The organism is Vulcanococcus limneticus LL (assembly GCF_943369875.1).
Taxonomy (GTDB): Bacteria; Cyanobacteriota; Cyanobacteriia; order PCC-6307; family Cyanobiaceae; genus Vulcanococcus; species Vulcanococcus limneticus_A.
In genome coordinates, this window is sequence record NZ_CALROT020000009.1 from 111,090 (window position 1) to 130,554 (window position 19,465).

A 19,465-nucleotide genomic window follows, 5' to 3' on the forward strand; every position below is an offset into this window, starting at 1 on the left:
TAGGCGCAGCGGAGACTGATGCCGTTCTCTGCGGGGAGGTCGGTAAAGCTGCGGCCGTGCTCCAGGTTCTGGGTCACGAGGCGGAGACGGCCCATCTACGTCAGAAGGGCACTGGGATGGCTATGCATGGGACAGCGAGGTCTAGGATGATGGGTCGCACCTCAAGCCCTACAGCCTCAGCCGAACAAACTCCGAGACAGAACATCTATAGAGCGGCTTCAGGGGTCATACAATCAACGAATATATTAGCACTCAAATGAGACGTCAATACAAGTGGCAAGCACAGGTGGCTATTTGCTCTCTCATAACGGCGTGCACCACCTGTCCGTCGATAGTCGTAGCGAAAACCCCGCGCATGATTAACATTGATGGCCTCGGAAGAGTTCCAGAGAAGACTGTCGCAGCCTGCGAACAAAGAACTGGCGAGGGCGGACACGAGTTGTTTTTCGACGAGATGTGGGAGACGTTCAGCGATTGCGTCAACCACGAGCTCAACCGGACAATTAAGTCACAGCCCTAAAAGCACTGACCGACAACCTTTACCTCAACTCACTGCGCATGTCGGAGTCAAACAGCATTGAGAGCGGTCTAGCACTAGGCCTCCAATCCGATCCTGGTGTCGTACCGCTAATATTGGGCATAGTCGGACATCGTGACCCAAGCCCGGAAGCCATTCCGTCAATATCAAGAAGATTCAAGTCGCTACTTACATCAATCATTAACATCTGCCCGAACACACCCATTTGGATGCTAAATGGACTTGCAACGGGAATGGACACTGTCGCTGCCGAGGTCTTCTTAGACATAGCCAGGCAATCCAGGAATAGCGACTCACCGACAGCAAGCAGTCCCGTCGACAGGCTCTGCGCAGTATTGCCGAAGACTCAGCGTGAATACTCGAATGACTTTGAAAGCACCGAGTCACGCTCAAAGTTTGAGACGCTACTCAAGCGTGCTGACTCGGTGATTAGCCCTGAGACCACACCTGATTTGAGAACAGATTCCAGGAGCATCTCCAACGAACCCGAATGCTATGCATTGCAGGGCGGCTTTATCTCTAAGTACTCATATGTTCTAGTCGCCTTCTCCGATGGCACGGACACAGGACTGCTCGGCGGTACATCACAAACACTTGCGATTCACAAGGGAGAGATCCATCCTCTATTTCACTCCACCGAGGAGATTCTCAATAGCCGAGAGCCTGGCATTGCCTTCACGATTAAGACGCCGCGGCTTTCCTCAAAAGGATTGACAAAGCCGAGTCAGATCTACGACGAGAAGAGCAGTCTTCCTGAAGCGCTCACTGCGACATGCAAGTTTCTAGAATCGATTAATAGTGCAATCGCAGCACAGTCATTCACGCCGACAAGATATAGTGACATTGAGGGCGACTTTACCAGGCTTTGGAGCTATGTGGACAAGGCTGCCGGTGTTAACAAGCAGAGATACGAACGTATGGCTGTAGTCCTTGTCGTGATAGGTTTTTTACTTGTAGCAACTGCAGAACTATCTGGGCAAGTGTCGGCACTGGGCTGGGGTCTTGTATTTGTCGCATTCGCATTATTCCCAAGAATTCAGAAAAAGCTTCAAAAACCGTTTCTCACAAACAGGTGCCTCGCCGAGAGCTTGACTATTCAATACATTTGGTCAGCGGTTGGCATCGACATTGATGTTGCAGACTTACTTCTTTCGCAAGGTCAAGAAGAGCTGGATCGGATCCGAATAATCCTCCGTAGTGTTGGATTTCAGCTCAGTATAGATAAGTGTTGCCACCCTCAAGATTTCGAGAATGCTCTGACGAAAGCGCGAATCTGGCTAAAGGGCCAGATTGACTTTCTGGGCCGGAGAATTAAGCTTTATCGACAACTCGTGATTCGATGGAGAAGAGTTGGCTTTACCATGGCAGTAGCTGCGTTGATGACAGCATCGCTGCAGCTACTACCAGTTAAAGCCGATTGGCTCGGATCAGTCGTACCTGTACTTCTTGCCGGCTTTGCTTCAAGTTTTGCGTATCAAGAGCTAATGGGATACAAAGAGACCTGTGAGCGCTACGAAATCAGCATTACACAGTTTAACCGGGCATATGAGGCTCTCCGTTATCTTGATGGCGCCGAGTGCCAGTATTCAGAGGAGATAAATGACCCTCATTTCAGGTATAGGCTTGTTGTCAAGGCAATCGGCGAGGAGAAGATTGACGAGCTAAATGAATGGATGTCAAACCAACTTGAAAAGACGTATCAACCAGCTTAACCATATGATAGACTTCACGCAAGTCGGTTTCTGACCATCAGTAGATGAGCCATCAGGTCTTTATCAGCCACTCTTCTAAGAATGCAGACATTGCCTCTGCTATGAAGAGCTATCTGGAAGCTCGAGGAGTCAAATGCTGGAAAGCCCCGGAAGACATCCCATATGGCATGGATTGGGATGTGGGAATCATCAATGGGTTATCTCAGTGCTCCGTAATGGTTCTGATATTCTCGAAGGAGGCTGACGATTCTGGTCACGTAAAAAAAGAGTTAGTCTTTGCCGATAATCAGAAGAAAGTCATTATCCCATTCAAGATTGACGGCTACATGCCTGCCAATCTTGCATATTTCCTAGCCTTACCTCAATGGCTTGATGGGATTATGGACATTGAGGCGGCTTTTGGAGATCTTTACAATCGACTCCAAGTGACGCTTGGGATGACTCCAGTCCCTCAAATAGAAGTAGTAGAGAGCACACCACCACAAGCTCCACAGACCTCTCAACAGCCAGTAACTCAGCCAGTTGCGGTGCCGCAGGCAGACATAGCCGATATGAATGCCCTACTTTCTATTCTTCCTGAGTACCAAGATTGGGCTTGTAATTCTGATGTGAGAACTAGATTGCGCTGGGACAAAGATAAGCTCAAGACAGTCGTTGAGTATCTGGAGCGCGAGGGGAGAGTTATATACCGAGATGGGAGCGGCGGAGCTATCGCAATAAAGTCTCAAGAGCTTGCCGACTTAGAATCTCGTCTACAGAGTGGTTCAGACACTTATCCATACTTTGTAAATGTAGGGGAACACAATATCCTTCTAAATGATGGGAGCTTCAAGCCCGAAAGTAGATCAGCGCGCTACTGGGAGGACTGCAAGAACTACGGTTTCATCTCAGCTGGTGGAGGTCCAAGATTTGCGAAACAGATGCAGAAGCTTCCAGTGGGGGCCGAAGTTTATTTATACATTAGTAGTTTTGGTTATGTCGGTCAAGCACGAGTGACTCATAACGCTGTCCCCATTGATAAGTTTCTAGTGAACGGTACTCCTGTCACCACGCTCCCACTGGAGGCGCCGAATGCACTGCACGACCTTGGAAATCACGAGATGTGCGAATGGCTTGTTCGAGTAGATTGGACAAAGGCCTTAGCGCGCACTGATGCCATTAAGAAGATTGGGCTGTTTGTACACGTTGCCACCTCATGTAGAATTAAGGACTCAATCAGCATCAAGTATCTGCGGGAGCAATTCTGCAAAGCCTAGAAGCCGCTGGTAGGGGCTTAGATGCGTGGTTTGTGACGGGCTGTTAGGTAACGAGTAGACATTGCCCTGACATTCGATAGCATGAATAAAAGCCAGCTAAACCGTGCCTCATAGTTCGGGCCTTTACTCTGATGAGGAGCTTGATAATCTCCTCGACTGGATCGACTCTCGTCCAGAATTGGCCCATATTAGGCAGGCTGCTAATTCTGCTGTCTGTAACTATCAGACTAACGGGGTAACGAGCCAAGAAAGAATAATTGTCAATTCGCCGGATACCAAGCTGCCTACCAAGAGCCTGCTTGGCAGGTTTGTTGAGCTTGTATGGGTTCCTGGCCAGAACATGCGAGGGAAAGCATATGCAAGCCAGTCTAGTGATGCGTCGCTCGAATCAGTCGCCAAACTGATGAGCCTGTCAACGCTCTGGGACTTTGTTACAACAATACCGGTCCTTGCGTTTCCACTTCAATTGGCGACTGGAGTATTTGCTATTCCCGTCGCGTCAGGCCTTTCATTCCTTCTCCTGTTGGCATCTAACATTTCAGGTGAGAATGCAACTAATAGGAGTCCAGGCCACCGCTCAAAAGCATCGGCAAGCCTGTTGGCTTTTCTTCTCTTATCTGCTGCCAAGACAGCTGTCTCTGGTGTAGGGACTGACCTTGTGATTGGCATTAGAGGAATCCAGCAGGAATATGCCGCAAGAATAGTTGGCCAATCACTAGAGCTTGATCGAAAGAACCTCGCAGACAAGAAGAACGGTCTCTTTTCAGATCCGCTGCTTGCAGAGCAAATGAAGGCATGCGATGAAAACCGTAGACAGCTGTCCCGACTAGCGAGAACTGACCCTGGGTGGCAGGCTGCGTATCTAGCTGAGGGAGGTCAGTATCAAGATAGAATTGCCACCCTCGATCAAGTAAGAAAGAAGTATGGATCTCCATCTAACATGCCAGCCTGCCTTGCCGTAAGAGTATTAACTGAAGACAAGAATTCATCACTGGCAAAGCCAACATTGGCGCTTCAGGAACGTCAAGAAGCAAGTAAGTCACTTCCGCCACTGGCCTTTCTCAAGACTTACTATCCCGAACAGTTCTCAAATGCTTTTATTGAAGGAAAGAATGGTGACCTTTCTTTTAGAGATGGGACCTTGGCAGTAGGAGAGGCAACGAGCCTCTTTTTCTCCAAGCTCTCACAGCCAAGTAAAGTCGCAAGTCTCGGCTTTTCGCTGTTTACATTTGGAGTATCGGTGACGCTCACAGGTGCTGCAACCATAATGTTGCTGCTTGTTTCGCGCAATCGTGAAATATGTGCATCATTCTCACCTGATCTAGAACGAAAGAAATCGGCATATCTCGGGCAGTACATGAAATTGAAAAGCCACAAGAAATCTCGCTAAACACAGAACATGAATTGGACTGACCTTGGCCGCCGACCTGAGGACCTGCGCAGCAAGATTCTTCAGACAATGATGGCCCTTGGCAAGGATTCTCAGTTTTACTTCACAGAAAAACTGGGCTTATTAACCGACAACGAACTAGAAAGCTATCTAAGCCGGGCACTCGCATCTAGTCAGAGTGGCGCTCCACCTACTCAGGCCTCATCTACTAATAGCGCTCAGTCTATGGAATTTAGGCCGAGTCAGAATGTGAGCGATGCCGTCTCTAGCGCTTCTTCTTCAGGGTCAGTCTTCTTTGAGCAAGATGAGGCGAGACCAGAAGATATAAGACAGGTCAAGACCCTTGGATGGCTGCGTCAAAATGGGATTAGCGAGGATGACCGCGAATACGCCGAAGAACTGTATCGAAAGACTGTATTAGAGCTTTGGTGTCGTCACGTCTCAGAGACAGGGCAGACTTACTATCCTCCTTTGCAAAACGAGCTGCTAGAAGAATACATGCTTATTGCCGGGGAATAACATGCTTTCAGAAGTACAGGACAAGTCCCATTGATGCCAACGGGCAATTGCTAGATCCGGGCCAAGCAGTGCAGGAATGCGTTAGTGAACAGACTAAGGCCAGATTGAATCAGCCGCGTAAGGTATTCCCGGTTTTTTTGGACAGCCGCCATCATTACCGTTAGGGCGGGCCGGCACCTCTGAGGTGCTCCCACAAATCATAAAGAGCCACGCCAACAGTCAGGAGTTCAAAGCCAGGAGCGCTATGGAGCCGATCTATGGCCGCAAGACGATCCAGGCGAGCCAATGGACGTGGCAGCTGCTCGGCGGCGCCAGCGAGCTGTTCAGCAAGGGCAAGGACGAGGGCCAGTCCGAGGAGGATGAGCTAGTTCGTCCGATCGGGTGGTCGCAGTCCACCGACTCAGGCAATACTGCGAAGCGATGAAGGAAGACCAGAATCCAGAGGCTGAGGTCGTGGCCGACCTGGTGGGGCTTGGTGCCCGTCTGGAGGCGCAGAGCGATGTCCTGAACGATCCCAGCTTCGATACCTGGTACGTGGATGGAGGCTGGCGATGGCTGGCCTTCCTCACCCCCCGGCGGATCCCCCTGATGGGCGTCTACCTGCTACGCCGTGCTGCCCGGATCCGGCCCGCATGGGTGGACCCTGCGGCGGTGGATCTGGCCGACCCGTTGGCGACGGAGCTGCTGGAGCTAGCGGAGACGTTCAGCAGGGGGATCGAGGCCGAGTGATGGCTGCCGAAATCCGATGGATTCCGGCGGGCGCATCACTCAGCAATTCGCAGGTGACCACATCGCCACTGCGGCCTAGGTACGTTTGGCCCTGCTGGAGCAGCTGTTGATCCTGGTGACAATACTAGGTACCAAGAGTATGGTAGCCAGATGCAGCAGCCCAATGCGGAACTGAGACCTCCTGGACCATGATGGTAAGGCACGCGAAAAGCCTCTAAGCATCGATGGCTACAACAGGTCGAGAGATTGGATTGCACTTCAAGACTTGGCTGGCCACTCAAGACCGGGCGCTCGTCACCTCAAGAGCGATTAGGGCTGTCTTGATGGATTCTCTGGGGAACGACGAATTCCTTAAAGCGGCTATGAGCGACATCGGAGGCCATCAACAATTGCAGGCAGCCGTCTGCCTTGAGGGGATCCGCCAAACCATTGCCATCAGCACACTGAAGACTTATGTCATTGACACATACAGCGAAAAAGTTGCACTGGCTACTCACGAGTTTATCGATGTCGCCTTTTCGTGCGCCGCCGAAGCATCGATCGTCTGCCTGGAGAGCGAGGGCATAGGAGCACAGCCTGAGCCAACGAATTGGGTGGCATCAGCCCAACCAGATACGCTCTGGACCGAAGCAGGGCAGTTAACAATTGGGAACGCCGCAACTCAGAGCAGGGCCGAGCAAGAGCCTGACAAGGAGCTGTATGATCGGCTACAGGCAGCAATAGACGACGCCAAGCATCCGGTTGATTTAAGCAACATAAATATCAAATTCCAGAAAGGCACCTTTGACTTTGACGATTATATTTCGCAAATGCGACTTATGAATGCGATTGGCGGACTGCCCGAGCTAATGCGGTTCATCCCTGGAATGGACAAGATACCCAGCGAGATTCTAGCAGAAGGGGAGAGCCGTCTCCAAATGTTCGCAAGCATGATCGACGTGATGTCAATCGAGGAGAGGCAAGATCCAAGTCTCTTAATCAACTCGTCAGCGCGGCGGGAGAGAATTGCCGCAGCCTCGGGGCTAACCGATAAAGACGTTTATTTATGGATAATGGACTTCGTGAAGATGCGAGGCTTTATGCAGCGATCAACTCGTGGTCGTCAGTAGAGTTGCCCGGAATATGGCTGTCTCTGTCTATGCAGGGTTGCAGCAGCTTTCTATTTCAAGCCTACGACAGTGCTCCCTCCCGCTCGTGGCCCAGCACCTGGAGGAGCCTTAGCCTCGCTGAGCTCGACACCGGGAACGGGATCAGCCTGCGCTGCTCATACCGTTGGCTTGCCAGGTACAGCTCCGACGGTGCCGCCTCACTGGCGGATCGATGCAGCGTTCGTCGCACCCAGCGGCAGACGCATCACCTGAGCGATTCGCAGGCGACCCCATCTCCGTCCCGATCCAGGTAGGTGTGGCCCTGCTGGAGAAGCTGTTGAGCTGTCGCGAAGCTGCCAATCTGCTTGCAGGTGTACCGCTGGCTGGTGGTCTCAGGCTGGGTGGTGGGAGCAGCCGTCTGGACTGGTGCGCTGCCAGCAGGGCGCCGTGACCCATGGCGCCAATGCCAGGGCCGCTGGATCCCGCCGGGCTCGGCCCACACGCCCAGCCGCTGCTGCTGCGCCGCTGCCTCAGCCGCCAGGAAGGCGCCCCGATCGCAACGGGCCAGATACTGGCGATAGGCGAAGGCGGACCCGTCGCGCACCATCGCCAGGTTCACCGACTGGCCATTGCGGAATACCTCAGCCACGGTCCGACCAAACCTGTCTGTGGTTTCCACACGCAGGCTCACGCTGGAGCCGATCGGAGCCAGCTGCTGTAGCCGTTGCCGGGCCGCAGCACCGTAGGGGCGCTGCGCGGTCTCCGGGGCGTCGATGCAGGCCAGGCGGACCGTCACCCGCCGCTGGCCATCCATCACACGGATGGTGTCGCCATCCCCGACAGAGAGGACCGTGGCAGCCCCGGCAGGTCCGGCAAGCAGTAGGGCCAGGGCGAAGGCAGCAGGGCGAATCACTACGGCTTCACGGACTTGGCACCGTTACAGGCCGCCGCCTTCTGGATCTTGGAGTCGGAGGTTTTCCTGCAGAGGTACTGGATGGAGCCATTGCTCTTCTCGACCTTCTGCCAGTAGAAGCCGCCGGGGCTGGGCTTGCCCTCTGCCAGCACCTTGGCCAGGGCAGGACTGGCCGCGAAGACGATCAGCAGGAGGGCGAACACAAGGCGGGAGCGCATCTCTTCGAGGCATGGACCCCAGTGATAGTCGCTGACCCATCAGAGAGCCATCGCCGCCCTCGGCCTGCGGCGCCAGAGCCTGGCCGACCCGGTAGGCGTGCTCTGGCCTGCCGTGGTGCTGGATCGAGAGCGGCACCACGGGCACATCCGCCGCGGGGAACAGGTAACGCAGCGGCACCCAGGCCCCATGGTCCAGCCCGCGCTCAGGGTCGGTGGTCACGGGCAGCCCAGCGGACTGGAGAGCCTCCACCACCTGTTGCGCCCCCTGGGGGCTGCCGCTGGCGGGGTAGTGGATGGCGTAGAGGGCCGGATCGAAGCCAGCGAAGTCGTGGATGGTGTGCAGCTGGCTGGCCGTGCCGACGGTGGGCAGCTCCGTCCCCCAGTGGGGACTGATCACCAGCACCGCCTGGGGCCGCTGCAGGATCGTGGCGAGCTCGGCAAGCGCCGCCCCGGCGGCACCGGGCTGTAGGGCAAACAGTGGCGAGCCATGGGCCACGAACAACACCGAGGCCGAGGTGGTCACACCGCTCCTTGCACCTGAGACCAGTCTGGGGGCCAGAACGAGGCGCAGCAGATCGGGCGGATCACAGTGGCAACGGTCCGATCGATGGTCGCGGTTGTGCCATTGGTTGCCCCCCGCGTGCATACCCGCGGGGGCCCGCCCCGGAAGGCCAGCTCCCCTGGCTGATGGCCTGGGCGCAGACCTGCGTTGGAGCCATGGCGTTCACCCCTGCTCATCGCTCTCCTCCCACACCCTGGTGCTGGAGCGCAGGGACTCCCAGCTGAGGCGTTTGCGGGTCAGGTTGCAGTCCTCCTGCAGCAGCGCCTTCTTCTCGTCCAGGAGCTGAATCTCCCGGCGGGCTATAGCGGAGTCAGGCATTGCCGCAAACAGGGCGGAGGCGGCATTGAGGCTGAATTCCGCTGCCTGCAGGTTGCCGCGGTCGAGCTCTTCAATGGCACGCCGGCGGGCGCGGTTGGCCTCCAGCAGCGCCAGCTGTTCGGCCACCCCGTCGTCCACCTCCAGGCCCGCCAGATCAGCGGAGGCCATGACCGGCAGGGTGAGCTGCGCGATCTGCTTCTGGCGCTCCCCATGGCCGGGGGCATCCCAGGCCAGGCGGATGCTGGCGATCTCCAGATTCGGTTGCCAGGCGGGCAGGCGCAGCCGCAGACCCACATTCAGCTCCTGGCCGGCCCGCAGGTTGGGGAGCTGGTAGTTGCCGAATTCCGTGGTCTTGAGGTCGTTGAGCACATCCAGGAGCCTGGCCCCGTTCTTGGCGCGCACGCCGATGCTCACGCGATTCCCCACGGTGGAGGCCAGCCCCTGGAGTTCGGACGCATAGAGATCGGCGAGCTGGGAGGGGCTCTCGATGAAGGCGAGGGTGCCGTCACCGGCGCTGGCCATCGCCCCCATCAGGTCCTCGTCAAAGCCATCCCCCAGCCCGAAGGCACTGGTGCTGATGCCCCTGGCCGTGAGGCCTGCCACCTTGGTTGCGATCTCCTGGTGATCGGTGAGGCCGGCGTTGGCCTGGCCATCGGAGAGCAGCAGCACCCGGTTGAGCTGGCTGGGATCGAGGTGGTCGGCCACCTGCATGGCGCCGGCCAGCCAGCCGTCGAACAGGGCGGTGCTGCCGCCGCTGTGGATCATGTCGATCGCCGCGATGAATGGCTGCGGATCGGTAACGGGAGTCGAGGGCACCACGACGCGTACCTTGTCATCGAAGATGACGATGGCGAGGCGATCGCGGGCGGTGAGTTCTCCAGCGAGGAATCGTGCCGCCTTGCGGGCGTAGCTGAGCTTGCGGCCGCCCATGGATCCAGAGCGATCGATCACCAGGGCGAGATTGAGCGGCGGCCGAGGCCTGGCCTGCTGCTCGGGGGGCAAGTCGTCGCAGGCAATGGTCACCAACAGATCCAGGTCAGTGGCGCCATCGGCCGCCACCGCCGGCCGCAGGGGCCGGAAGCGAAGCTTGGGGGTGCTCATGGGCAACGTCAGGGCTGATCGGGGAACGAGGGGTGCAGACCGCGGCGGGTGAGCTGAATGGCAACGGCCTCGGCGTGTCACTCACGTCCCTCCAGAGTCGGCCGATTGGCCTACGGCCAGCTCTTATCTCCTGCGAAAGACCAACCCCAACCCTGGTTTGCGGCGATTTAGCCGGAGTTGCTTGGTGTCAATGACGTCGGCTGGTTGGGCCGATGAGCTGGCCTGAACTTGATCGCCTGGTGCTGATGCCAAGGCCGATCCCGACCTGCAGCGTGCCCTGCGTCAGTGCCGGACTCGCGGGGAGCTGATCCGCACGGCCCGGCGCCTGGGCTACCGCCTCTCCCGCCTGGATCTGCAGCGCACTCAGGCGGAGGACCTGCTGGAGGAGCGCGTACTGGAGGCTTCCGCAGGTCGGTGAAGTTGCCTCCTGGCTACGGCTGACGCGGTGATGCCATCGGCCTCAACCGGTGATAGCAACCGCGATTCAATGCAATTTCTGCATAGCTCTGGTTTTTCGCAGGAGATGGCCGGTGCACTGGGCGGATCGGCCATAGGTTGAAGGCCAGATCGCTTGCAGGAGCTCGCCTTCTTGGCTCCCAGAACAGCACAACGGGTGCCAAGATCAGTCCAGGATTTCCCGTTGGACCACTTGGCGACTGCGGCCGGGGCAGCCCCGAAGTACTGCCTGAGCTTCACCGCCGCCAGTCTCCGGCCTGAATTGGCGACCGTGATCGCCGGCATCTATCTCGAGCAAGGCGACTGGGGGTGCACCAAAGCCCTGGTGCTGGAACGCAACGCTCTGCAGGCCCGCTCGGCCAGCTCGGCCAAGCGGCTGGAGTCGGAATTGCGCCAGAGGCTGCAGCGGCTGACCACCTCCCAACTGGAGCTCCTGGCGAAGGGCACCAGCGACGAGCGCACCGCCATGGCCTGGTTGGCGGTCCTGAAGCGCATCCAGATCGCAGCCGACGTGACCCAAGAGGTGTTGACAGGAAAGCTCAGCAGCCTGGACCCCGTGCTGCGCCGTTCGGACATGGCGGCCTTCTACGAGGCCACCGAGCGCGACCATCCCGAGCTGGGGGCCCTGGCGCCCTCGTCGCAGCAGAAGGTGCGATCGGCCCTGCTGCAGATGCTCCGGGAAGCCGGGTTACTGGTCGGTAAGGCGGGCAAGGGCGGCACGCTCGGCACCGTGCAACGGCCATTGGTGTCCCCTCAGGTGCAGGAGCTCTTGGAGGACGACGATCCCGCCCTCCTGGAGGGTTTCCTGCTTAGCCCCGCTGCACGGCCGGCCAAGGCTGGCAAGACCAAGGCCCCAGCGAAAGCCAGCGCAAAGCCAGCGCCAAAGCCCGCAACCAAACCCGCGGCCAAAACTGCGGTGAAAGCTGCTCCCAAGCCTGCGGCCAAGAAGGCAAGCGCAGCCAAGAGGAAGACGGCATGAGCAGCAGCGTGACCGGCCTCGATAAGCGCCTGCAGGAGGTGCTCACCCGCCCTGAGTTCCTCGAGATGCGGGGGGTCGCCAAGGAGGTGCCGATCTTCATCCAGACCTACAGCCCAGCCGATGACGACCAGCTGCGGCTGGTGGTGCGAGGGGTGGAGCAGCACCTGCGCAAGCACGGCCTGCGGGTGGAGCATGTGGACCTGTTCGAGCTGGTGCTGCAGCTGCTCGACGCCAAGGGCTACCTCGATGCCGTGATGCAGGAGGAGGCGAGCTGGAGCAAGAGCGACCTGTTCGACACGCTTCAGAACGTGGCCGAACCCACCACAGCCCTGGTGCCCAGGTTGATGGAGGCCCTGGGCGATTCCCAGATCAGCCTGATCACGGGTTCAGGCCGGATCTACCCGTTCCTGCGCACCCACACGATCCTCGAAGCGCTGCAGCCGGCGATGGTGCGCCACCCAGTGGTGATCTTTTTCCCGGGTGAGTACTCCCAGGACGCTGACGGCGGCTCCTACCTGCGCCTGTTTGGCACCAGCACCGCCAGCAAGATCGAAAACCCGCATTACCGCGCCACCAACCTCGACTACTTCGACATCAAGAGCTCATGACTGCCACCACCATCCAAGGGCTCTTCGCCAAGCCGGTTGACCGCCCGATCGACGGCGTAATCAAGGCCGATGACGAGCGGCATCTGCAGGTCGAACTCGACGAGTACGTCGTCACCCGTGAGGTGAGCAAGGGCCTGGGTGCCTTCACCGACGCGTACCTGCACAACCCCACCGCCAATGGCGTGTGGATCTCGGGGTTCTTTGGCTCGGGCAAGTCGCACCTGCTGAAGATGCTCTCGCTGATGCTCGACAGCGAGAAGCGGGTGGGCGATCAGGACAGCCGGCCGGTTGAGATCCTGCTGCAGAAGGTGGAGGACGAGATCATCCGCGCCGACCTGAAGAAGGCAACGGCGATCCCGGCCCACAGCCTGCTTTTCAACATCGATCAGAAGTTCGATGGCATCGGCGGCACCCACGAGGCACCGATCCTGGAGGTGTTCATGAAGGTGCTGAATGAGCTGCAGGGCTACTACGGCAACCAGGGCTATGTGGCCCAGTTCGAGCACGACCTGAACAAGCGCGGCCAGTTCGAGGCGTTCAAGCAGACCTACCAGCGGGTGAACGGCCGCAGCTGGGAAAACGACCGCGATGCGCTGGCCACCGTCACCAAGCGCAGTTTCGCCAAGGCCTATGCCGAGCAGTTCGGCGGCAGCGAAGACGACGCCATCAAGGTGATCAATGACGCCAAGGACAGCTACCGCCTATCGATCGAGGGCTTTGCCGGCCGGGTGAAGGACTACCTGGACAGCCAACCGCCGGGCTTCCGGCTCAACTTCTTCGTGGATGAGGCGGGCCAGTTCATCGGCCAGGAACGGAGCCGGCTGCTCAACCTGCAGACCGTGGTGGAGAGCCTGGCCACCGCCACCGATGGGCGGGCCACGGTGTTCATCACCTCCCAGGCCGACCTGGAGGGAATCCTGGGCCAGGTGAAGTTTGAGCAGGCCGACGACCTGAGCAAGATCCAGGGCCGCTTCAAGACCAAGCTCACCCTGGCCAGCGCCGATGTGCAGGAAGTGATCCAGCGGCGCCTGCTGGCCAAGACCCCGGATGAACCGGAGCAGCTGATCTCGATCTACGAACAGGAGAAGGAGAACTTCACCACCCTGTATCGCTTCAGCGATGGCTCGATTCAGCTCAAGGGCTGGGGTGACTGCCAGAGCTTCTGCGGGCTCTACCCGTTCCACCCCTACCAACTGAGCCTGTTCCAGCAGGCGATCCAGAGCCTGGCGTCCCACAGCATCTTCGAGGGCCGCAACATGGCGGTGGGGGAGCGCTCGATGCTCTCGGTGTTCCAGGAGGTGGCCAAGGCGATCAAGGAACTGCCGGTTGGCCGGCTGGCCAGCTTTGACCAGCTGTATGACGGCATCCGCGATGTGATCCGGGCCGACAAGCAGCAGACGATGGTGACAGCCCAGAACCAGGTGGGCGAGCTGGAGCTGCGCATCCTCAAGGCCCTGTTCCTGCTCAAGTGGGTGACGCCGTTCAAGAGCACCGCGCGCAACATCGCGATCCTGCTGATCAATGAGCCCAACTTCGATATCCGCGCCCATGAGCAGGCGGTGAAGGAGGCACTGATCAACCTGGAGAGCCAGAGCTACCTGCAGCGCAGCGGTGAGGTGTACGAGTTCCTCACCGACAAGGAAAAGGATGTGGAGCAGGAGATCAAGCGAGTTGAGGTATCGGATTCAGTGGTGGTCAAGACCCTGCACGGTGTGGTGTTCGACGACGTGCTTCGCAGCAACAAGATCCGCTTTGAAGACAACGGCAACGACTACCCCTTCGCCCAGAAGATCGACGACGGCCTGATCAAAGGCAAAGAGAGCGATGTGGTGGTGAACCTGGTGACGCCGGAGCACCCCAACTACGGCAGCGAGTCGATCCTCCACAGCCGCAACATGGGCGGCACCGAGCTGATGGCGATCCTACCGGCGAAGGACCGGCTGCTCGATCAGATCCGCAGCCACCTCAAGACCGACCTCTACATCCGCCAGAACAGCGGCAGCGAAGACGAAACGCTGAACGCGATCCTGGCGGTGCGCGCCAAGCAGAACAGTGCCCGGCGTCAGGAGATCACCCGCCAAGCTGAGGAACTGCTGCGCACCGCTGCACTGGTGGTGAATGGCCAGACCCTTTCGGTGGGGGAAGGCGACCCCAAGACCCGTTTCAGCAAGGCTTACCAGGAGCTGATTCGCTCGGCCTTCCCCAAGCTGAAGATGATTCGCGGCAGCTTCAGCGAAGCCACCGTGGCCCAGGTGGTACGGGAGCAGGACGACCTGCTGGAGGGTGCTGCGATCCAGCTCTCGGAGGCGGAGCAGGAGGTGCTCGTGGATGTGGAGCGTCAGCAGAAGCTGGGGGAGCGCCTGAGCGCGGAAGATCTCGTGCGCAAGTTTGAGGCGCGGCCCTATGGCTGGAGCAACTGGGCCACGCTCACGTTCATTGCCCGGCTGTACCGGCTCGGGAAGCTGGAGCTGCGGGAGAAGGAACTGCTCAGCAGCGTGGAGGTGATCGAGGCGCTCACCAACAGCCGCCGGCTGGGTGGTGTGAGCGTGCGCAAGCAGGAACAGTTCGACACCAGCACGGTGAATGCGCTCAAGCGCTTCCACCAGGAGCTGTTCAACGTGCAGAGCCTCGGCACCGATGCCCGCAGCACCTGCGAGGCCTTCCGCATGGCCATGCGTGAGGAGGCCCAGGACCTGCGCGAGATCGCAGCCCAGGCCGCCAGCTATCCCTTCCTGGCCGCCGTGAAGCCCTGGGCCGAGCAGGCCGAGGTGATGGCGAAAAAAGACGACGGCTACTTGCTCAACCAGCTGAGCACCTTCAAGGACAGCTGGCTGGATGCCGAGGAACACTTGCTAACCCCCCTGAAGCAGTTCCTCAACGGCAACCAGAAGACGGTCTATGACGAGGTTCGGGCCTTTGAACTGCGCTACGGCGAGGAGTTCGCCGATCTGCCGGCCGAACAGGTGAGGCCGCTGCGAATACTGCTGGAGAGCGACAAGCCCTATGCCGGCGGCCTGATCCCCCAGGCCAAAAGCGCGATAGTCGAGCTGCAGAAGCAGCTGGGCGAGCGACTGGCGGCGGCTAAGGCCAAGGCGCTGGAGGAGATCAGCGAGCAGGAAGCCCGGCTCAAGGCAACGGCCGACTTCCAGAGGCTGGAGGCGAGCAAACAGGAGCAGGTGCTGGCAGCCACCGCAGCGGCCAAAACCGATGTGGAGGCAGCGAGCCAGCCAGGACGGGCCTTGCTGCGGGTGAGCCGCTACCGGAACGATGAGGTGCCCAAACAGCTGGAGCGGATGGCGGCCTTGGTGGCGCCGCCGGACAGACCAACGCCTGAACTGATCAAGGTGGTGCCGGCTTCTGCCCTGAAGGTGAGCTGCCCGCTGAGCCAGATCACCAACAGCCAGGAGCTGCAGCAATGGCTCGATGCCCTACGGACTTCTGCGCAGGCAGAGCTTGACCAAGGCCATCGAATCAGTCTCTGAACCCTGCCTTCCTTCATTCCCCACTCGTTCCCCAGCCCCACAGCTGATCCATGCCCATCAACACCGCTGCCCTGAAGACCTTTGCTCCGGCGATGCGGCGGCAGCTGCTGGAGGCGGTGGGCCGCAAGCTGGATCTACTGCTCAACAGTCAGACCCCGGACACGCTTAGCACCTACGCCAAGCAGATTGCAGAGCTACGGGAGCAGGAAGAGGAGAACCGCGAGCAGCTGTTGGAACGGGTGGCTTACACCTGGTTCAACAGGCTGTGCGCCTTGCGCTATCTGGACGCCAGGGGATGGCACCCGTTTGGCTGCAAGGTGTTGATGCCAGCCGCTGAAGGTGAAACCCAGCCGGAGCTGCTCAAGCTGATGCGGGCTGGGAACTTACCGGCGGATTTGCAAAGCCATACCGATCAAGACAGATTGCATGGCTTGCTGGATGGCCAAATTCAAACGGCAATTGCCGGAGCAGATCCACAGGGTGAGGTGTATCGCCAGCTGGTACTGGCGGTATGCCGCTGCTACCACGAACTGCTTCCCAACCTGTTTGAAGGCCTCGATGATGCCAGCGAGCTGCTGCTGCCCGATGACTTATTGAGCGATGGCTCAATTGTGGGGGCCTTCCGCAAGGAAATCACCGATGATGACTGCCAAGATGTAGAGAGCCTGGGCTGGCTTTATCAGTTCTATATCGCTGAAAAGAAAGACGAAGTGATGGCCCGCAAGAAAGCGGTGCCCACAGAAGACATCCCAGCTGTTACCCAGCTGTTCACACCGCACTGGATTGTGCGCTTCCTGGTGGAGAACTCCCTCGGGCGGCTCTGGCTGCTGAACCGGCCTGGCTCAAAGCTGCGCGACCAGATGCCCTATTACATCGAGGGCGACGCCGAAACCGATGTTCTGGTGATCAACAAGCCAGAGGAGATCAAGCTGTTGGATCCAGCCTGCGGTAGCGGGCACATGCTCACCTATGCCTTTGACCTACTGGTTCTGATCTATGAGGAAGAGGGCTACTCCCCCAACGAAATCCCTGGTCTGATCCTTAAGCACAACCTACACGGGCTGGAGATCTGCCCACGCGCCGCCCAGCTCGCCGAGTTGGCACTTGTGTTTAAGGCAAGGGAACAATCGCGGCGCTTCTTCCAGCGTGAGCAGCTGGTAAGGCCCCAGATCATCGAGCTGCAGGATGTTCGGTTTGCCGATGGCGAACTGAACGACTATATCGACGCACTCGATCTCGGTGAGCTGTTCGATCCAAATCTATTCAAACTGCTCCGCCAATTCGAGGAAGCGAAGAATTTCGGCTCGCTCATCCAGCCGTGCCTCGACAAGCAGGCCATCTCCAACGTCCGCTGCGCCATCGAGTCGACCGACCTCGGCGGCCAGCTCTTTATGCGCGAGACGCACCTCAAAGTCCAGCGCGTGCTCGAACAAGCCGAGGCTCTCGCCCGGCGTCATCACGTTGTTGTGGCGAATCCACCATATTTAGACAGGCTTACGGGCTTGCTTAGATCGTTTGCGGCCGAAGAGTACCCACTATCAAAGGCCAATACTTATTCAATGTTCATCGAGAGGTGCACACAGCTAAGTATGAGCTCGGGCATATCCGGCCTTGTAACACTTCAAGGTTGGATGTTTCTTTCTACTTATGATAATTTTCGCCGTCGCCTGATCTCCAATAATTCAATTCTGTCGATGCTGCACTTGGGTGCCCGAGCATTCGACTCGATAGGAGGAGAGGTTGTCGCATGCACGGCTTTCGTGTCGAAGAACAAGTACATTGCTGACTATAAGAGCTCTTATTTCAAGCTAGTGGATGGTGGATGCGAACAAGAAAAGATCAAGCTTTTTGAGCAGGCTCTCGATGGAAGCACGTCTAGCTTGCGCTTCTACCAGTCGGCAGAGCTTTTCAGCCGAATATCTGGGTCACCTGTAGCCTACTGGGCCTCAGAAAGAGTAGTTGAATCTTTCAATAAACTCCCAAGCCTTGGCGAATCTGCAGACCCCAGATGTGGAATGATGACCAACGACAATAGTCGCTTTCTTCGCAGCTGGCATGAAGTCTCTATTACCAGAGTAAGCTTTAACTCGACCTCAAGGCGTGACGCGGTGGAGTCGCAAATGCACTGGTTTCCATACAATAAAGGCGGCGCCGCCCGAAAATGGTATGGGAACAACACGCACCTAGTACTATACTACAATGATGGATTTCTTATCAAAGAAACAAAGAGGAAGAATCTCGCCGCTGGCCTGATAACTGCCAACAATTCCAAGTGCTGGAATCAAGAATTCTATTTTCGCCCTTGCCTTACTTGGTCAGCGTTATCAACCAGCATCTCTGTTCGCAGATGCGACGCCGGGCATATCTTCGATACCAAGGGGCAATGCCTCTTTTCTGAAAGCGCAACCGATCTGCCCGCATACAACGCACTTCTGAACTCGAAGGTTGCAGCGCTGTTCCTTGAGATCCTTACACCAGCCCTAGACTTCAATTCTGGGTATTTGAGGCGCATACCTGATGCAATTAAAAACATGCCGGGTCGATGTCAAATTGATGCCATCGAGCAACGTTGCGTGGAAATCGCACGCGCGGATTGGGACAATTCCGAGACATCTTGGGACTTCTTTGACCAGCCTCTGATACGGCCAGGCGTCAAGAATCTGGGCATCGAGGAGAGCTGGCGGAACTGGGAATCGCAGTGCTCCGCCGCTATTCGGCTGATGCAAGAACTTGAAACAGAGAATAACAAACTTCTCATATCTGCCTATGGACTTGAAGGCGAGTTACAGGCTGAAGTGAGTGCAACCGAAATCACGCTAACCAGTGCTGAGCCTAGAAAAGATGTATCTGCCTTCCTCTCCTACGCCACCGGCTGCATGATGGGTCGCTACAGCCTTGATCAACCCGGCTTAATCCTGGCTGACTCCCGCGAGAGCCAAGCTGAACAACTCGTCGCCTACGAAGATAAAGTCGGTAAGCCCATCAGCGAAGTCCAGTTCAAACCCGACCCCGACGGCATCATCCCCGTCCTCGACGGCGAATGGTTCGAAGACGACATCGTAGCCCGCACCCGCGAGTTCCTAGCCGTCACCTTCCCCGAGAGCACCGTCACCGAAAACCTGCGCTTCATCGAAGAGTCCCTCGGCAAGGACATCCGCAAATACTTCTGCAGTGACTTCTACAAGGATCACCTGCAGACCTACAAGAAGCGGCCCATCTACTGGCTGGTGCAGAGCCCCAAGAAGGGCTTCAGCTGCCTCATCTACCTGCACCGCTACACCAAAGACACCCTCAACCTGGTGCTTAACAACTACTTCAGGCCATACCTCCAGAAACTGGAAGCCCGCTTAGCCCAGCTCGGGCTCGATCAGCTCAACGACGACCTGCCGACCCGCGAGCGCACCGCCGCCCGCAAGGAAGCCGAGAAGATCACCAAGGTGCTCAAGGAATGCCAGGCCTGGGAGCAGGATGCCCTACTGCCACTGGCCCAGCAGCGCATCGAGCTCGACCTCGATGACGGCGTGAAGGTGAACTACCTCAAACTCCAGGACGTGCTGGCGCCCATCCCTGGCCTGGCGGCAAAGGAGGACTGAGGG

Annotated in this window: 16 protein-coding genes and 1 pseudogene; 13 read left to right on the forward strand and 4 right to left on the reverse strand. The window is 57.9% G+C overall.

All coding sequences use genetic code 11. From position 1 onward, the window contains the following. Window positions 1-558 precede the first annotated feature (558 nt). From ACLV7J_RS11355 to ACLV7J_RS11390, 8 genes are all read left to right on the forward strand, one after another. Window positions 559-2,250 carry a hypothetical protein gene (locus ACLV7J_RS11355; protein WP_411869204.1) on the forward strand — a complete coding sequence of 564 codons (1,692 nt, stop codon included), beginning with the start codon at window positions 559-561 and terminating at the stop codon, window positions 2,248-2,250. Between the two features lie 44 nt (window positions 2,251-2,294). Further along, a complete protein-coding gene (locus ACLV7J_RS11360; RefSeq protein WP_411869205.1) occupies window positions 2,295-3,506 on the forward strand; it encodes a toll/interleukin-1 receptor domain-containing protein in 1,212 nt (403 codons plus the stop codon). Between the two features lie 103 nt (window positions 3,507-3,609). After that, the gene (locus ACLV7J_RS11365) at window positions 3,610-4,896 is read left to right on the forward strand and encodes a hypothetical protein (RefSeq protein ID WP_411869206.1); all 1,287 of its coding nucleotides are present in this window, start codon (window positions 3,610-3,612) and stop codon (window positions 4,894-4,896) included. 9 nt (window positions 4,897-4,905) lie between these two features. After that, on the forward strand, window positions 4,906-5,415 hold the full coding sequence (locus ACLV7J_RS11370; RefSeq protein ID WP_411869207.1) for a hypothetical protein: 510 nt from the start codon (window positions 4,906-4,908) through the stop codon (window positions 5,413-5,415). A gap of 244 nt (window positions 5,416-5,659) precedes the next feature. Further along, window positions 5,660-5,839 (forward strand): hypothetical protein, encoded by a 180-nt coding sequence (locus ACLV7J_RS11375; protein WP_411869208.1) that lies wholly within the window; start codon window positions 5,660-5,662, stop codon window positions 5,837-5,839. Further along, window positions 5,836-6,144, forward strand: coding sequence for a hypothetical protein (locus ACLV7J_RS11380; protein ID WP_411869209.1), 309 nt, complete (start codon window positions 5,836-5,838; stop codon window positions 6,142-6,144). Before ACLV7J_RS11375 ends, ACLV7J_RS11380 begins: the two co-directional genes overlap by 4 nt. 224 nt (window positions 6,145-6,368) lie before the next feature. Further along, the gene (locus tag ACLV7J_RS11385; RefSeq protein WP_411869210.1) at window positions 6,369-7,253 is read left to right on the forward strand and encodes a hypothetical protein; all 885 of its coding nucleotides are present in this window, start codon (window positions 6,369-6,371) and stop codon (window positions 7,251-7,253) included. 29 nt (window positions 7,254-7,282) lie between these two features. Then, a complete protein-coding gene (locus ACLV7J_RS11390; RefSeq protein WP_411869211.1) occupies window positions 7,283-7,546 on the forward strand; it encodes a leucine zipper domain-containing protein in 264 nt (87 codons plus the stop codon). Here ACLV7J_RS11390 and ACLV7J_RS11395 read toward each other — a convergent pair. The 4 genes and pseudogenes from ACLV7J_RS11395 to ACLV7J_RS11410 all read right to left on the reverse strand — a co-directional run bounded on the left by ACLV7J_RS11395 (window position 7,498) and on the right by ACLV7J_RS11410 (window position 10,344). Next, window positions 7,498-8,145: a thermonuclease family protein gene (locus ACLV7J_RS11395; RefSeq protein WP_411869212.1), complete on the reverse strand. Its 648-nt coding sequence runs from the start codon at window positions 8,143-8,145 to the stop codon at window positions 7,498-7,500. The two genes, ACLV7J_RS11390 and ACLV7J_RS11395, sit on opposite strands and share 49 nt — an antisense overlap. Beyond that, window positions 8,145-8,363 (reverse strand): hypothetical protein, encoded by a 219-nt coding sequence (locus ACLV7J_RS11400; protein ID WP_411869269.1) that lies wholly within the window; start codon window positions 8,361-8,363, stop codon window positions 8,145-8,147. Before ACLV7J_RS11400 ends, ACLV7J_RS11395 begins: the two co-directional genes overlap by 1 nt. A 79-nt stretch (window positions 8,364-8,442) precedes the next feature. Further along, window positions 8,443-9,009: pseudogene (locus ACLV7J_RS11405) on the reverse strand (dioxygenase); the annotation flags it as partial. A gap of 78 nt (window positions 9,010-9,087) precedes the next feature. Then, window positions 9,088-10,344 carry a vWA domain-containing protein gene (locus ACLV7J_RS11410; protein WP_411869213.1) on the reverse strand — a complete coding sequence of 419 codons (1,257 nt, stop codon included), beginning with the start codon at window positions 10,342-10,344 and terminating at the stop codon, window positions 9,088-9,090. A gap of 307 nt (window positions 10,345-10,651) precedes the next feature. Between ACLV7J_RS11410 and ACLV7J_RS11415 the strand changes: the two genes are divergently transcribed. The 5 genes from ACLV7J_RS11415 to pglX all read left to right on the forward strand — a co-directional run bounded on the left by ACLV7J_RS11415 (window position 10,652) and on the right by pglX (window position 19,462). Continuing rightward, window positions 10,652-10,762 (forward strand): hypothetical protein, encoded by a 111-nt coding sequence (locus tag ACLV7J_RS11415; protein WP_411869265.1) that lies wholly within the window; start codon window positions 10,652-10,654, stop codon window positions 10,760-10,762. A gap of 195 nt (window positions 10,763-10,957) precedes the next feature. Beyond that, window positions 10,958-11,779 carry a BrxA family protein gene (locus tag ACLV7J_RS11420; RefSeq protein WP_411869266.1) on the forward strand — a complete coding sequence of 274 codons (822 nt, stop codon included), beginning with the start codon at window positions 10,958-10,960 and terminating at the stop codon, window positions 11,777-11,779. Continuing rightward, a complete protein-coding gene (locus ACLV7J_RS11425; protein WP_411869214.1) occupies window positions 11,776-12,387 on the forward strand; it encodes a DUF1788 domain-containing protein in 612 nt (203 codons plus the stop codon). Before ACLV7J_RS11420 ends, ACLV7J_RS11425 begins: the two co-directional genes overlap by 4 nt. Further along, entirely contained in the window at window positions 12,384-15,869 is a 3,486-nt protein-coding gene (gene brxC / locus ACLV7J_RS11430; RefSeq protein WP_411869215.1) for a BREX system P-loop protein BrxC, read from the forward strand. The genes ACLV7J_RS11425 and brxC overlap by 4 nt, the downstream gene beginning before the upstream one ends. A 50-nt stretch (window positions 15,870-15,919) precedes the next feature. Continuing rightward, on the forward strand, window positions 15,920-19,462 hold the full coding sequence (gene pglX, locus ACLV7J_RS11435; protein WP_411869216.1) for a BREX-1 system adenine-specific DNA-methyltransferase PglX: 3,543 nt from the start codon (window positions 15,920-15,922) through the stop codon (window positions 19,460-19,462). Window positions 19,463-19,465: the final 3 nt, after the last annotated feature.

Excerpts from the sequence above, each read along its gene's own strand:
- ACLV7J_RS11355 (WP_411869204.1), top strand. The coding sequence starts at position 559 with ATGTCGGAGTCAAACAGCATTGAGAGCGGTCTAGCACTAGGCCTCCAA.
- ACLV7J_RS11360 (WP_411869205.1), top strand. The coding sequence starts at position 2,295 with ATGAGCCATCAGGTCTTTATCAGCCACTCTTCTAAGAATGCAGACATT.
- ACLV7J_RS11370 (WP_411869207.1), top strand. The coding sequence starts at position 4,906 with ATGAATTGGACTGACCTTGGCCGCCGACCTGAGGACCTGCGCAGCAAG.
- ACLV7J_RS11375 (WP_411869208.1), top strand. The coding sequence starts at position 5,660 with ATGGAGCCGATCTATGGCCGCAAGACGATCCAGGCGAGCCAATGGACG.
- ACLV7J_RS11380 (WP_411869209.1), top strand. The coding sequence starts at position 5,836 with ATGAAGGAAGACCAGAATCCAGAGGCTGAGGTCGTGGCCGACCTGGTG.
- ACLV7J_RS11385 (WP_411869210.1), top strand. The coding sequence starts at position 6,369 with ATGGCTACAACAGGTCGAGAGATTGGATTGCACTTCAAGACTTGGCTG.
- ACLV7J_RS11390 (WP_411869211.1), top strand. The coding sequence starts at position 7,283 with ATGCAGGGTTGCAGCAGCTTTCTATTTCAAGCCTACGACAGTGCTCCC.
- ACLV7J_RS11400 (WP_411869269.1), bottom strand. The coding sequence starts at position 8,363 with ATGCGCTCCCGCCTTGTGTTCGCCCTCCTGCTGATCGTCTTCGCGGCC.
- ACLV7J_RS11410 (WP_411869213.1), bottom strand. The coding sequence starts at position 10,344 with ATGAGCACCCCCAAGCTTCGCTTCCGGCCCCTGCGGCCGGCGGTGGCG.
- ACLV7J_RS11425 (WP_411869214.1), top strand. The coding sequence starts at position 11,776 with ATGAGCAGCAGCGTGACCGGCCTCGATAAGCGCCTGCAGGAGGTGCTC.
- brxC (WP_411869215.1), top strand. The coding sequence starts at position 12,384 with ATGACTGCCACCACCATCCAAGGGCTCTTCGCCAAGCCGGTTGACCGC.
- pglX (WP_411869216.1), top strand. The coding sequence starts at position 15,920 with ATGCCCATCAACACCGCTGCCCTGAAGACCTTTGCTCCGGCGATGCGG.